Genomic DNA, 13153 nt, shown 5'->3' on the forward strand with positions numbered 1-13153 from the left:
GGCTTCGGAAGAAAGGACCACGGCATGAGCGTCGACGAACACGATCACGAGCGCACCGCAGCGCCCATGGTGGACGAGATCACCGACTTCGAAGTCCTCGAGATCGCGCTGCGCGAATTGTGCATCGAGAAGGGCCTTTTCACCGCGGAGGAGCATCGACGCTTCACCGAGTTCGCCGAACAGATCGGCCCGACCCCCGCGGCGCACCTGGTGGCGCGGGCCTGGCTCGACCCCGACTACAAGGAGCTGGCCCGGTCGGACCCCCTCGCCGCGAGCAAGGAGGTGGGGGTCGACTGGCTGGAACCGACCGGCTTCGGGACGCCCAGCGACTTCACGGCTTTGCACGTCCTCGAGGACACCCCGACGCTGCACCACGTGATCGTCTGCACGCTGTGTTCGTGCTATCCGCGGCCGATTCTGGGCAACTCCCCCGAGTGGTATCGGACGCCCAACTATCGCCGCCGCATCGTCCGCTGGCCCCGCCAGGTGCTCGCGGAGTTCGGCCTGATCCTGCCGGAGGACGTCGAGATCCGGGTGGAGGACTCCAACCAGAAGCACCGTTTCATGGTGATGCCCGTCCGCCCCGACGGAACGCAGGGCTGGACCGAGGACCAACTCGCCGAGATCGTCACCCGCGACTGCCTGATCGGTGTCGCGCTGCCCAAGCCGGGCGTGACGACCAACGCCGTCACCCGGACCCGTGCCGCCGTCCATCCCGCAGCGCCCTGAGCTTCCGATGAGCACCGCGAACACCCCACGTCCCACCGAGGACTCCACCGTCGCACCGCTGACGAAAATCGTTGCGCGCAACCAGGTCTGGAGTCGCATGGCGGCGAAGTACGGGGTCGACAACCCGGTGCCGCCCTGGCAGACGAGTCTCGACGGCATTTGTGATGCGATCGACCAAAGTCATTGCGGCGCACGGCTGCTCGGCTTTGTCGAGCGGCGCGACGACGAAGACGCGCTATCGGCGACCCTCTACGCCGACCTGCCCTACCCGGAGAACCGGCTGGTTGCGTTGGCCCACTCGCTCGTCGCGCGCGGCGTCATCGACGAATCCGAACTCGAGGCAAGGCTGGCCGCCGTGCGCGCCAGGCTGGAATCCTGAGCGACGTCATCGCAAATAGTGAGTTGCAGCACAACAGCGCGAGTTTTTCGCTGCTGATGAGAGGCTTCGGTCGGCGATGCGCTACGCTGGCGGCAACGTTGGCTTCACAACACTGCATGCCAACACCGTCGTGGAACGCTTCCTCATCCCACTGGTGCCAGCGAAGAAGATCGCGCTTGACACCTCGATGACCGTGCATCGCGCACTAGCTGGTCTCGCGGCGATCGATTTTGCCACCCGGCAATCTCGCCACCTTCGTGCCGATGCCCGCGTGACCTCCTTGTCTCCGGCGCGGCACCACCGATGCCTGAAAGGCACCGAAAAGTGACTACCGACAAGACTTTCGCCGATCTCGGCGTGGGCAAACACATCGTCAGTGCGCTCGCAGCGCGCGGCATAACACACCCATTCCCGATTCAGGTGGAAACCCTGCCCGACACACTCGCCGGCCGAGATGTCCTCGGCCGCGGGAAAACCGGCAGCGGAAAGACCCTCGCATTCTCGATTCCCCTCGTCAGCCGCCTCTCCCACGGAAACCGGCGCCCCGCACGGCCCTCGGGGTTGGTGCTCGCACCCACCCGCGAGCTCGCGACGCAGATCACCGCGACGCTCGAGCCGTTGGCGGCTGCGTGTGGCCTGAGGGTCACCACGATCTTCGGCGGCGTCTCGCAGACCCGCCAGGTGGCCGCGCTCAAATCCGGCGTCGACATCGTCGTCGCCTGCCCCGGCCGGCTCGAGGACCTGATGAAGCAGCGTCTGATCAGCCTCGACGCGATCGAGATCACCGTGATCGACGAGGCGGATCACATGGCCGATCTCGGTTTTCTGCCCGGCGTCACCCGGATCCTGGCCGCGACGCCGAATGGTGGCCAGCGCCTGTTGTTTTCGGCGACCTTGGACAACGGCGTCGACAAGCTCGTCACGCGGTTCCTCCGCGACGCGGTCTCGCACTCCGTCGACGAGGCCAACTCCCCGGTATCCGAGATGACGCATCACGTGTTCCACGTCGCCAGTGCGCAGGCCAAAAAGGAACTGGTACACCGGCTAGCCTCCGGCGCCGGACGCCGGATCCTGTTCATGCGCACCAAGCACCAAGCGCGAAAGCTCGCCAAGCAGCTCACCGAATCGGGCATTCCCTCAGTCGACTTGCACGGCAACCTGTCTCAGCCGGCTCGGGAGCGCAACCTGGCGAGGTTCGCCGCGGGCAGCGCCCGGGTGCTGGTGGCGACCGATATCGCCGCGCGTGGCGTGCACGTCGACGAGGTCGAGCTTGTTGTGCACATCGATCCGCCGAGCGAGCACAAGTCCTACCTGCACCGGTCCGGGCGCACCGCGCGGGCCGGGAGCGCCGGTGACGTCGTCACGGTGGTGCTGCCCGAGCAGCGCCAAGACACCCGGGAGTTGCTGCGCAAGGCCGGCATCAAAGTCACTCCCCAGCAGGTGACCGCGAACTCGGAGGCGGTGCAGGCGCTCGTGGGTGAGGTTGCGCCCTATCAGGCCCCGGTGCCCGCCAATGTTCCCGCGCGCCAGCATCGGCAGAACACCGGCGGTAACCGGCGTCGACGGACCAACACCCGGTCACCCAAGACCAGTTCCCCTGCCGAAGCGGCGACATCGCACCACGGCGCCACCGCGACGCGTCGGCTGGATCGTCGCCGTTCGAGCCGCCCACAAGGAAGCACCAGATAGTCGCGGTCCGGAACGGGTCAGCGGCGCGCCAGCAGCCAGGCCTGGCCCGCTCCCTCGCCGGCGGCGATCGGGGTCAGTTCGGCGAACGCGGCGGTGAGCTCGCCGGGCGCCGCGCGAAACGGCCCCGCGGACGCCCCCACCTCGCTGAGCGCGGCGATCGCCAGCAGCCCGCCGGGCGCCAGGCGTTCGATGATCGCATGGTCGAGACGGCGGTCGCGGAACTTGCAGCAAAGGATGACATCGGCGGGCGCGCCCCCCGGCAGACCGTCGTCGAGATCGACGACGTCGAAGCGACAGCGGTCGGCCACCGCGGCACGCCGGGCCAACTCCCGCGCGTGGGCGACCGCCACCGCGGAGATGTCCAGCCCCAGCACGTGCAGGCCCCGCAACGCCAACCAGACCGAGCCGGTTCCCTGCCCGCAGGCCAGGTCGAGCGCCGTGCCGGCGGTGGGAAACTCCCGCGCATGGCCCGCGAAAACACCGGGCGGTGCAACCGAATCCAGCGACGGCGGCGCCTTCGCGGCGTACCGTTCGTCCCAGCGATGCCGGTCCGATTCGCCCATACGCGACACTCTAGGACCCGGCGTCTTCTGGACAGTTGTCTGCTAGCAGCATCGCGCGGTGAAGACGACCGCGGTGAACGGAAGTTGTTGGTGGCGCGGCGCCTTCCTAGACTGGACGGGTGTCCAACGAGGCGTCGTTCCAGGCCATTGCCGCTAAAACCGCCGCCGGGGCGGCCCGCAGGTCGGATCGCCGGCCGGGCCAGACGATTCGCAAAGTCCTCGATGCCGGGCTGGAGGAGCTGCGGGAAACGTCGTACGCGAACCTGACGATGCGGGCCGTGGCGACTCGTGCCGGGGTGTCCCCGGCCAGCGCCTACACCTACTTCCCGTCGAAAAGCGCGCTGGTCGCGGCGGTGTACCTGCGCTTCCTGCGCGACCTGCCGCTGCACACCGACGTCAACGAGTCGACCAAGACCCGGGTCAGCGCCACCCTGCGGGACATGGCGGTGGTGGTCGCCGACGAGCCGGAGCTGACCGCCGCGTGCGGCGCGGCCCTGATGGCCGACGATCCGGCGGTCACGCCGCTGCGCGAACAGATCGGCGAGGAGGTGTCCAGGCGCATCGGCGCCGCGTTGGGGCCGGGTTGGCCGCGTGCGGTGAAGTCCACGCTGCAGATGACCTTCTCCGGTGCGCTGATGACGGCCCGGTTCATCAGTTTCGCCGAGATCGCCGGCCAACTCGACGAGGCCGTCAACCTCATCCTGGGCGCCTCGGTGGCGTGAAGCCCCCTGCGGCGCAGCCGTATTCGCTGGGCGCGCCGCCTACCTACCCGGTGGCGGCGAGCTTTCGGGAGGGGCTCCCCGCCCGCAGGAACTGACCGAATCGTTCCTTGCCCAGCGCCGGCGCGGCCTTGCCGGCGGCGAACGCAAGCTTCCCGGACACCAGCACGGCCGTGACCGTCTCGTCGTTGCGGTTGACCATCCGCGACAGCCCGCCGTAGGACTCGACCGGATGCTCGGCGTAGCGGTCGAGGGACTCGTCGAGCTTGTCGGGGTCGATGACGACGATGTCGGCGCGGTCACCCTCGCGCAGCGTCCCGGCGTCGATGCCGTACCACTCCCCGAGCTCGCCGGTCAGCCGGTGCACGGCGCGCTCCATCGAGATGAACGGCCTGCCGGAGTTTTCGGCGTCGCGCGCGTGCCGCAGCAGCCGCAGTCCGGAGTTGTAGAACGCCATGTTGCGCAGATGCGCGCCCGCGTCGGAGAACCCCATCTGGATGGTCGGGCTCTGGGCCATCTTCTTGAGGACCTCGGGTCGGTGGTTGGAGATCGTGGTGCGCCAGCGCAGCTTTTCGCCGTGTTCGACGACCAAGTCGAGAAAGGCGTCGACCGGGTGCACGCCGCCACGCTCCACGCCGACCTGCCCGAATGATTTGCCGATCACGGACTCGTCTGGGCAGGCCACGATTTCGGCATCGAAGAAGTCGCGGTGCCAGACCCGAGGCCCGTATTTGCTGTCGTAGTCCTTGCGGAACCTGCGCCGATACTCCTCATCACGCATGAGCTGATTGCGTTCGATCTCGGTCTGCAGGTGCAGCGCCGCGGCGCCGGAGCCGAACTCCTCGAACACCACCAACGAAATCCCGTCGGCGTAGACCTCGAACGGCACCGGCAGATGCTGCCAGCGGAAGTCGCCGCCGAGGGCGTTGACGACGCGGGCGAGGCGGTCCATGACGTGAATGACGAACGGGATGGCCTTGATGTCGGCCGCCGACAACAGGCTGGTCTTCAGGCGGGGCCGGCGGATCCCGAGCGACGTCAGCAGCTGCGAGACCACCGACAGCGGGTTTCTGATGTCGGGGCCGGACTGCAAGATCTTGTCGCGCCGCCGCAGGATCGCGTTCAGGCGGCGCAGCTCGCGCGGGGACGCGTACGTCGACGGCAGCGTGCGCGATCTGCAGACCTCGCCGTCGAGCTTGTCGAACAGCAGTTGCTGCGAAGACATCCCGACGAAACCCTCATCGAGCGCGTCGTTCAGCATCGATTCCATGCGGGCGAGTTCCGCGGCGGACGGCCGCACGTCCTTGCGCGTCGCCCGATCCAGGCCCATCGTCGCGGCGCGCAGATCGGAGTGCCCGATGAAGGCCGCGAGGTTCGGACCGAGGTTGAGGCGTTCGAGTTCGGCCACGTATTCGGTGGGATTGGTCCACGAGCGCGCCGCGTCGAGGTGCTCGATGACATAGCGCCGGGGAATCGCTTCGACCCGGCCGAAGATGTCACCGGCATCGACGCTGTCCAGGTAAACGGTGGACAGCGAACACGATCCCAGCATCACGGTCGTCACGCCGTGCCGCAGCGATTCGGAAAGCTCTGGCGCACAAATGATTTCGACGTCATAGTGAGTGTGGATGTCGATGATGCCAGGGATCACCCACTGGCCCGTCGCGTCGATGACGTCGGCGCCGGCCGTGTCGAGCCCCTTGGCGATGGCAACGACGCGGCCGTCACGCACACCGATGTCCCGCACCGCCGAGGGTCCGCCCGTCCCGTCGAACCAGCGCCCGTTGGTGATCACGGTGTCGTACTGCATCGGTCGGCCTCCCTCTGCCAGGCGCCCTGCCTGCTGGATCCGCAGTGATCATACATACCGGGCATAGTGTCTGGCCTCGTTCTCGGCGCGCCACGCGCCGTTTAGCCAGCAACGACAGTGCGGCGGCGGACGCTATGATCCAGCTGTGGGGATCACCGCCAACCGGTTTGCCGTTCGGTAACCATGCGCAGCCACGGTTGGGCAGGAAATACACCGGCTTCCGACGCGGAGGCGATCGAGCGCATCCTCGACGCCGCCGACAAGATCATCGACGAACGCGGTTCAGCGCTGCGGATCGCCGATGTCGCCCGGGCGCTGGGCGTCACCCGCCAGACCGTCTACCGATACTTCCCCGGAACCCAGGCGCTGTTGGTGGCGTCCGCGATGCGTTCGGCCGACGGCTTCCTCGATCGCATGGCGGCCCACCTCGACGGCGTCACCGACCCGGTCGTGGCCATTACCGAGGGAATGGCTTTCGCCATCGAGGAGCTGGCCTCGGACAATCAGGTCGAATTCGTCCTCAACCAGCGCCATCGCGGTGGGCAGAAGGTCTCGATCATCTCCGATACCGCGTTGGCATTCGGTCGGTCGATGCTGCATCGCTACGACATCGATTGGGAGCATTACGGTTTCGACGAGGCGGGCCTGGACGAGCTGAACGAGTTCTCGCTGCGGGTCCTGCATTCCTTTCTCGCCGACCCGGGCAGGCCGGCCCGCAGCGGCGCCGACCTGCGGCGCTATCTCACCCGCTGGATCGGGCCGGCAATCGCCTACCCGCAGCTGGTCCGCACGATGGATGCGCTGGGCACCGCCGAGCCGCCGCGAACGCGCCGGCGCTCGTCGAAGGCGTCCTGACCGGGACCGTCGAAGTCCGCCGCGTAGCGGGCCCTCCGGGCGTTGGCGGGCGGTGACCATACGTTTCCATCGATATGTCTGTCCGCAAACGCCGCGGCCGGCCGGCTTAAGCGGCGGGCGGCGGCTTTTCGTCGCTGGATACCGCCGCTCATCGCGGCTTCGTCGCGGCGCCGACCATCGTGTGCACCTCTGCCACCGACCACGGTCCGGACTCATGGTGGTCGCGATAACCGAGTACGCGCGGCGTCTGGCGGTCGAAGCTGCCAACGAAACCGCCTGCGGCGACGAGGATCTGGCCCGTCACCTCACGCGCCAAGTCGCTGGCGAGGTAGGCGTAGAGCGGGGCGACGAACTCGGGCGGGGCGCTGTCGAGCGAGGCCCGCATGGTCATCTCGTCGAGCAGCCCGCGGCGGTGCAGATCTTCGATATGTCTTTCGTATTCGAGCCCCGTGGACAGCCGTGTGCGGGCGCCGGGACACACCACGTTGGCCCGCACGCCGTGGGGCTTCAGTTCGGCGGCGATGGCCATCGTCAGGGAGTTGACGGCGCCTTTACCCGCGGGGTAGCCGGTCCCGCCGTAGTCGCCCAGGAAGGCCACCGAACTGGTGTTGATGATGGCGCCGTGCCCCTGCGCGGCCATGACCGGGGCGGCGGCCCGGCACGTGTGAAACGCCGTGCCCAGGTGCGCGCCGATCAGCCGCTCGAACTCGGCCGCCGAGATGTTCAGGATGGAGGAACCCGGCGGCTCGGCGATTCCGGCGCAATTGATCAGCGTGTCCAGCCGCCCGAACGCGCTGACGCATTCGTCGACGAGCGTTTGGGCCACCCGTTCGTCGTTCGCGGCGCCCACCACCGCGGTGGCCCGCCCGCCCGCCGCGCTGATCGCGGCGACCGTCTCCTCCACCGCGTGCCGGTCACGCCCGTTGACCACGACACCGGCGCCCAGGCCGCCCAGCAGTTCGGCGACCGCACGTCCGATGCCGCGACTGCCACCGGACACCGCCACCGCGCGCCCTTCCAGCAGGGCGTGCGCGCCGGATCCACTCACCGACGGCTCCGGGAGCCAGTCGTCCCGCGCTCGGCGTAAAGCATTGCGCGCGAAAGGCTCTCGTTATCGGTGGGAGGCGTGCCGCTCGATTGGATGATGAACATTAGGCGAACGATACCGAAGCGAGCATCGACCCCGATCATCTTGTGGGCGCCCCGGCCCGACGCTCTCCAAACACGGCTGAGCGGCGGCGCTTCGAGCACTCCCCGCAACCGACCCAAGGCGGAGCGCAGTTGGCGGCGAAGGGCATCGGATTGGCCGCCGATTCCATTTGCTGACGAATGCCGGGCCCTGGATCGTCGGACGGGGAAAGTTCGCAACACCGCAGCTCGGCGCGATGGGGGTCCGTCAGGTCCCGTCCGGCCGCCTCCGGATGGGCAGATTGCTAACCGTTGACTGGTGCACGAGGAAACAGTTAAGTGATTGCGGGAAGCCCCACCGGAACGGATCGCCGTGCGATGCGCGGGGGCGTATAGTCTCCAATGAAGTCCGCTTCTGGACATGTCGCCGTTTAGCTCAAAGCGGCCAGTCAGCCTCACGGCTACTGAGCTTGGTACTGACTCCGGCGATCACACACCCGAGAGTCATTTCCCGTTGGTAGCGCGTGTGCGGTGGGTAAACGACAAGTCCCGCGGATCAGGATGCAGTGGAGGCGACTGTGCGGGTTCCCGCGATGTCTTTCTGCATAGACTCAGGAAAGTGAGTCAGCAATGCAAACTTGTTCTCGCGCAGGTGTTTACACGACCCATCGAGTGAACACAAGGTGCACCGCACGATGACCAACACGATTGCCCCAACCCGTCCCGCTCCGGCGCCCGCCAGACAATCCGACGATTCATACGACGACGTAGTCGACATGTTCGTGGCGCTGCATCGGATGCCGGCCGAGTCGCACGAGTACGCCCGTCAGCGCGAATACATCGTCGCCCGCTGCCTGCCGCTGGCCGACCACGTGGCCAGCCACTTCGCCCGCCGGGGCGAGGGTCTCGAGGACTTGATCCAGGTGGCGCGCCTGGGCTTGATGAACGCCGTCAACCGGTTCGACCCCGCGAAGGGCCCCAGCTTCATCGGTTTCGCCGTCCCCACCATGATGGGCGAGGTCCGGCGTTATTTCCGCGACTACAGCTGGGGGATGCGTGTCCCGCGGCGGTTGCGCGAACTGCACGTGCAGATCAGCAGGGCGACCGCCGATCTCGCCCAGCAGCTCGGTCGCGCACCCAACGCGGGCGAACTATCGCAGATGCTTGAGGTTCCGCGGGAGGAGATCGTCGAATGCCTCGTCGCCGGCGATGCGTACCGGCTCGATTCCCTCGACGCACCGCTGGGCGCCGATAGTTCCGGATCGCCGCGCTCGGTGGCCGACTCGGTGGGCGACATCGATCCGCAGATCGAGCACATCACCAACCGCGAGGCGCTGCGGGCCCTCGTTGCCACCCTGCCGCCACGCGAACGCGACGTTTTGCGCATGCGGTTCTTCGAATCGATGACGCAAAGCCAGATCGCGGAGCGGATCGGGGTGTCGCAGATGCAGGTCTCGCGCATCCTGGCAAACACGCTGCGCTGCCTGCGCGACCAACTCGAGTAGCCCGTCCGACACCCAGGACATTGCTCCGCGGCGTCCCCCGCCGCGGGGCAATGTACTGTGCGATTCGAAGGACGGGCCCGACGTTGTCGCCGGGAAGACCTGGAAGGGAGCTCGATGCGATGAGGATTTCACGAGCGCTGATCGCGGGTGTCGCGGCGACGACGGCGCTGGCGGTGTCGGTGGCCGGCTGCGGCGACAACAAGTCGCAACCGTCGACGTCGAAGACCGGATCCCCCACCTCGGCAACCTCGGCCCCCAGCGGCGCCAGCTCGGCGCCGCCGTCGTCGTCGGCAGGACCCGCACAGCCCAACGATTACGCCAGGCTGCTCATCCAGGCCAGCGACATCAGCGCGCCGGTTCCCTTCACCGCCGCTCCCCCGACCAGCAATCCCAACGGGAAGCCGGGCGTCGAAACGACCTTCAAGGACGACGACGGCAGCCATGCCATCAAGGTCACCATCGCCGTCTACGACGATCCCGAGGCGGCGACCAACGCGTTGAACGCGGCCAAGGGCCAGCAGGGAGGCGTCGTCAAAGATCCGACCACGCAACCGTCGAACGTCGGGACCGGCGGAACGATGCTGATGGGAAACGCACCCGACCGCAGTAAGGGTGTGGTGATCCTGCTCTTCACCGAGGGGCGGGCGCTTGCCACGCTGCAGTTCGACGGTCCGACCGACACGCTGGCCCCGCCAGATTTCGTCAGCGATGTCGGCCAGAAGCAAGACGCGGCCATCAAGAAGGGCCTCGGCGGCTAGGCGCCGCGCAGACCCGAGCGGACCGCGGCCGAGAGGACGCCATGAACGTCATCAACGGGATGCCGGCTCACGCCCTGTTGCTGCATTTCGTGTTGGTGCTCGTTCCGCTGACCGCCGCGCTGGAGATCGTGTGCGGATTGTGGCCGGCCGCCCGGCGCGGGCAACTGATGTGGCTCACGCTGATCCTCGCGGCGGTCACGCTGGTGTTGACGCCCATCACCATCGACGCTGGAGCGTGGCTCTACGACCGCCAGGCCAACCCCAGCCCGATCCTGCGCGAACACGCCGCGCGGGGCGGCGTCATGACCTACTTCTCGGCCGCGCTGCTGGTGGTCGCCGTACTGCTCGTCGGGCTCCGAATGGTGGAACGCCGATCCGATCGGCGCCGCGTGGTACTCCTCGTCGTCGTCGCGATCGTGGTGCTCGCGACCGGCATCGCGTCGACCCTGCAGATTTACCGCGTGGGCGACGCCGGCTCCCAGGCGGTCTGGGGCGGCTAGACGAGCTCGTTGTGGTCTGCGGGGCGGCGTCGATCGAGTTTGCCCAGCCCGGTGATTTCCAGGCTGACCGACTTGCGTTGCCCGGCCGCGCCCAGCATGAAAAGCATGTCGGCGATCGGCGCGCCCAGCCAAAATCGCCAAAACCTTTTGCGGAAGATCGTCCACGCGTAGCTGCCGCCGCCGATCGTCCAATGCAGGGCCATCGTGATGAGGTAGTAGACAGCGCGTTTCGGGCGCGCGGTCACCATCTCGAGGTTCATCTCCCACGCTTCGAGGCCCCAAGCGCGGTAGTGCCATTGCAACTCGTACTTGCTCTGGAATTCGTAAAACGCCAGCATTTCGCCGTTGGTGACCAGGTATTCGTCAAAGACAAGGATCGATCCCTCGACGAAGCGGTCCTTGCAGGTTTCCAGCGCGTGCAGGCAACTCTCATACGTATCCAGATCCATGTGAAAAAGCCGGATGGCAGCGCCCGGTCGCTCGGCCAGAAACGGGGCCAGCGTCTCGTAGGTGCTTCCCCTGATGAACTCCACCTTGCGGCCGAGGGCGTCGGGCACCCCGTCATGCAAGCTGACTCCGGTGTCCCGGAGGAAACGTCTGGCCACCGGGTCCGCCAGGGAGAAGGCACCGCGCTTGATGACGGTGTGGTCGTCGATCGGCCAGTCCTCGACGAGGCCCGAGAAGGTGTCGAATCCGTACACCGTGCGGCCGGAGGCGTCAGAGATGAGCCGCGTCGACCAGCCGGCCCAGACGCCCAGGTCGAGTAGCAGTTCGTCGGGGTGATCGGTGCTTGGTGGCGCCAGGCGCGAGGCCTCCCACAACAGCGTGTGGCCCCCGATCTTGCACTGACGCAGTTCGGCGAGCGTGCGACCGATGAACGAGCGATAGGCATCGTCATAAACTTCGATGTCCCGCGCATACAAATTGGGGATATACCGATCCCGGCCCTTATAGACCAGGCGCGCGCACACAAGCGACAGAAGAATCAGGGCGACGCCGATGAGCAGTACGGGCCTGAAGTAGCACGCCGCAAACACAATGCACGCGATGCCGATAAGAATCGTTTTCCATATGCGGTGAAGCCCCGTCCGATCCACGGTTCGCGTGTCGATTGCGACCACCGGTCAGCCTCCCGATTTCTCGTCCGGATTAGACATCCCGTGACCAATTTCGTCAAGAGCCGGCGTTGCCGTGCCCGCGCGGTGCGTTGCTAGCAGGGCTTTTACGCCATAAGCGGCCGCGCGGGATCCGGCGCGAGGCGACCGCACACCGAGGCCCGCTTTCGGAATCGGCTAACGGTTTTGATGCGGCGAAATTCAACGGCGGCGGCGCATCGAATTGGCATTCGGCGGACCGTCCGATGCCCTCTCTCGCCGGCCCTCGTGACCGACGCCGGCTAAAAATGTCGGCGATTAACTAGTGTCGCGAGTCGTTAATTCGCTTGCAGTAGTTGGCGACGGATTCGAGGATTTGGTCGGCGGTTTTGGTCCAGACGTAGGGGCGCGGGTTGTCGTTCCAGTTTTGGATCCAGGCGCGGATGTCGGTGTTGAGTTGGCGTACCGAGGTGTGGGTGCCGCGGCGCAGTTTCTTGGTGGTCAGTTCGGCGAACCAGCGCTCGACGAGGTTGAGCCAGGACGAGCTGGTCGGGGTGAAGTGCAGGACGAACCGTGGATGGGCGGTCAGCCAGCGTTTGACCTGGGGCGTCTTGTGCGTGGAGGCGTTGTCCAGCACGACGTGGCAGTCGAGGTCGGCGGGGACTTCGGCGTCGATCTTTTTCAGGAAGGCCAGAAATTCCTGGGCGCGGTGACGCGAGTGCAGCGCGCCGATGACCTGGCCGGTGGCCAGATCCAGGGCGGCATACAGGCTCGATGTGCCGTGGCGCACATAGTCGTGGCTGGCCCGCGCCGGGGTGCCGGGCAGCATCGGGAACACCGGTGCGGTGCGGTTGAGCGCCTGGATCTGAGTCTTCTCGTCCACGCAGAGCACGACCGCACGTTCGGGCGGGTTCAGATACAACCCGACGACGTCACGCACCTTGTCGACAAATAACGGGTCCTTGGAAAGTTTCCACGAATCCTGTTTGTGCGGAGCCAATCCGAACGCCCGCCACACCCGCGACACCATCGACTGGCTCAACCCCAAATGTTGGGCCATCGACCGCGTCGACCAGTGCGTGGCATCGAGCGGCGCGGTCTCCAGCGTCGCGGTGATCAACGCTTCGATCCGCTCATCACCGACCACCCGGGGCCGACCCGGCCGCGGCTCGTCGAGCAACCCGTCGAGGCGATCGGTGGCGAATCGATTGCGCCACTTGGTCACCATTCCCCGCGTGATACCCAGATCGTGTGCTATCGCGGTATTACTCGAATCCCCTTCGCAGGCAAGCACGATCCGTGACCTCAGGGCCAGCGCCTGGGCGCTCTTCGGGCGGCGCGCCCATCCCCGCAACTGATCGCGTTCTTCATCGGACAACACCACAGGCACAGCAATCGGACCCGGCACAGGCCAAGTCTACTAT

General features: G+C 66.7%; 14 protein-coding genes. 9 read left to right on the top strand and 5 right to left on the bottom strand.

The window, feature by feature from the left end; genetic code table 11:
• The first annotated feature begins 24 nt into the window (after positions 1 to 24).
• The 4 genes from scnC (at position 25) to K883_RS21635 (ending at position 2797) form a co-directional block, all read left to right on the top strand.
• Complete coding sequence (scnC, locus tag K883_RS21620; RefSeq protein WP_008257105.1) at positions 25 to 729, top strand: thiocyanate hydrolase subunit gamma; 705 nt, start codon at positions 25 to 27, stop codon at positions 727 to 729.
• 7 nt (positions 730 to 736) lie between these two features.
• On the top strand, positions 737 to 1108 hold the full coding sequence (locus tag K883_RS21625) for a hypothetical protein (protein ID WP_020822644.1): 372 nt from the start codon (positions 737 to 739) through the stop codon (positions 1106 to 1108).
• A 76-nt stretch (positions 1109 to 1184) separates the two neighbouring features.
• Positions 1185 to 1436, top strand: coding sequence for a hypothetical protein (locus K883_RS21630; RefSeq protein WP_008257110.1), 252 nt, complete (start codon positions 1185 to 1187; stop codon positions 1434 to 1436).
• A complete protein-coding gene (locus K883_RS21635; RefSeq protein ID WP_008257112.1) occupies positions 1433 to 2797 on the top strand; it encodes a DEAD/DEAH box helicase in 1365 nt (454 codons plus the stop codon). The genes K883_RS21630 and K883_RS21635 overlap by 4 nt, the downstream gene beginning before the upstream one ends.
• Positions 2798 to 2814: 17 nt before the next feature.
• On the opposite strand, the gene K883_RS21640 is transcribed toward K883_RS21635, so the two are convergent.
• The gene (locus tag K883_RS21640) at positions 2815 to 3360 is read right to left on the bottom strand and encodes an SAM-dependent methyltransferase (RefSeq protein ID WP_008257113.1); all 546 of its coding nucleotides are present in this window, start codon (positions 3358 to 3360) and stop codon (positions 2815 to 2817) included.
• 119 nt (positions 3361 to 3479) lie between these two features.
• Between K883_RS21640 and K883_RS21645 the strand changes: the two genes are divergently transcribed.
• Positions 3480 to 4082 carry a TetR/AcrR family transcriptional regulator gene (locus tag K883_RS21645; protein ID WP_008257114.1) on the top strand — a complete coding sequence of 201 codons (603 nt, stop codon included), beginning with the start codon at positions 3480 to 3482 and terminating at the stop codon, positions 4080 to 4082.
• A 43-nt stretch (positions 4083 to 4125) separates the two neighbouring features.
• On the opposite strand, the gene K883_RS21650 is transcribed toward K883_RS21645, so the two are convergent.
• Positions 4126 to 5889, bottom strand: coding sequence for an N-acyl-D-amino-acid deacylase family protein (locus tag K883_RS21650; protein ID WP_008257115.1), 1764 nt, complete (start codon positions 5887 to 5889; stop codon positions 4126 to 4128).
• 183 nt (positions 5890 to 6072) lie between these two features.
• Between K883_RS21650 and K883_RS21655 the strand changes: the two genes are divergently transcribed.
• Complete coding sequence (locus K883_RS21655; RefSeq protein ID WP_008257116.1) at positions 6073 to 6744, top strand: TetR/AcrR family transcriptional regulator; 672 nt, start codon at positions 6073 to 6075, stop codon at positions 6742 to 6744.
• A 148-nt stretch (positions 6745 to 6892) separates the two neighbouring features.
• Here K883_RS21655 and K883_RS21660 read toward each other — a convergent pair whose 3' ends face one another.
• Positions 6893 to 7792: an SDR family NAD(P)-dependent oxidoreductase gene (locus K883_RS21660; protein WP_008257117.1), complete on the bottom strand. Its 900-nt coding sequence runs from the start codon at positions 7790 to 7792 to the stop codon at positions 6893 to 6895.
• Positions 7793 to 8567: 775 nt separating this feature from the next.
• Here K883_RS21660 and K883_RS21665 point away from each other — a divergent pair.
• The 3 genes from K883_RS21665 to K883_RS21675 all read left to right on the top strand — a co-directional run bounded on the left by K883_RS21665 (position 8568) and on the right by K883_RS21675 (position 10635).
• On the top strand, positions 8568 to 9377 hold the full coding sequence (locus tag K883_RS21665) for a SigB/SigF/SigG family RNA polymerase sigma factor (RefSeq protein WP_036428911.1): 810 nt from the start codon (positions 8568 to 8570) through the stop codon (positions 9375 to 9377).
• Positions 9378 to 9496: 119 nt separating this feature from the next.
• Complete coding sequence (locus K883_RS21670; RefSeq protein ID WP_008257119.1) at positions 9497 to 10135, top strand: hypothetical protein; 639 nt, start codon at positions 9497 to 9499, stop codon at positions 10133 to 10135.
• Positions 10136 to 10176: 41 nt separating this feature from the next.
• Positions 10177 to 10635, top strand: a complete 459-nt coding sequence (locus tag K883_RS21675; protein ID WP_020822647.1) for a DUF2231 domain-containing protein — start codon at positions 10177 to 10179, stop codon at positions 10633 to 10635.
• Here K883_RS21675 and K883_RS21680 read toward each other — a convergent pair.
• Together K883_RS21680 and K883_RS21685 are read right to left on the bottom strand one after the other, a co-directional pair.
• The gene (locus K883_RS21680) at positions 10632 to 11756 is read right to left on the bottom strand and encodes a class I SAM-dependent methyltransferase (RefSeq protein ID WP_008257120.1); all 1125 of its coding nucleotides are present in this window, start codon (positions 11754 to 11756) and stop codon (positions 10632 to 10634) included. The two genes, K883_RS21675 and K883_RS21680, sit on opposite strands and share 4 nt — an antisense overlap.
• Positions 11757 to 12051: 295 nt before the next feature.
• Positions 12052 to 13137, bottom strand: a complete 1086-nt coding sequence (locus tag K883_RS21685; protein WP_036429555.1) for an IS630 family transposase — start codon at positions 13135 to 13137, stop codon at positions 12052 to 12054.
• Between the last annotated feature and the right edge of the window lie 16 nt (positions 13138 to 13153).

Origin of the sequence: Mycobacterium sp. TKK-01-0059, from assembly GCF_000709305.1 — a bacterium.
GTDB classification, from domain to species: domain Bacteria; phylum Actinomycetota; class Actinomycetes; order Mycobacteriales; family Mycobacteriaceae; genus Mycobacterium; species Mycobacterium intracellulare.

Excerpts from the sequence above, each read along its gene's own strand:
- K883_RS21630 (WP_008257110.1), top strand. The coding sequence starts at position 1,185 with ATGCGCTACGCTGGCGGCAACGTTGGCTTCACAACACTGCATGCCAAC.
- K883_RS21675 (WP_020822647.1), top strand. The coding sequence starts at position 10,177 with ATGAACGTCATCAACGGGATGCCGGCTCACGCCCTGTTGCTGCATTTC.
- K883_RS21640 (WP_008257113.1), bottom strand. The coding sequence starts at position 3,360 with ATGGGCGAATCGGACCGGCATCGCTGGGACGAACGGTACGCCGCGAAG.
- K883_RS21655 (WP_008257116.1), top strand. The coding sequence starts at position 6,073 with ATGCGCAGCCACGGTTGGGCAGGAAATACACCGGCTTCCGACGCGGAG.
- K883_RS21665 (WP_036428911.1), top strand. The coding sequence starts at position 8,568 with ATGACCAACACGATTGCCCCAACCCGTCCCGCTCCGGCGCCCGCCAGA.
- scnC (WP_008257105.1), top strand. The coding sequence starts at position 25 with ATGAGCGTCGACGAACACGATCACGAGCGCACCGCAGCGCCCATGGTG.
- K883_RS21625 (WP_020822644.1), top strand. The coding sequence starts at position 737 with ATGAGCACCGCGAACACCCCACGTCCCACCGAGGACTCCACCGTCGCA.
- K883_RS21670 (WP_008257119.1), top strand. The coding sequence starts at position 9,497 with ATGAGGATTTCACGAGCGCTGATCGCGGGTGTCGCGGCGACGACGGCG.
- K883_RS21650 (WP_008257115.1), bottom strand. The coding sequence starts at position 5,889 with ATGCAGTACGACACCGTGATCACCAACGGGCGCTGGTTCGACGGGACG.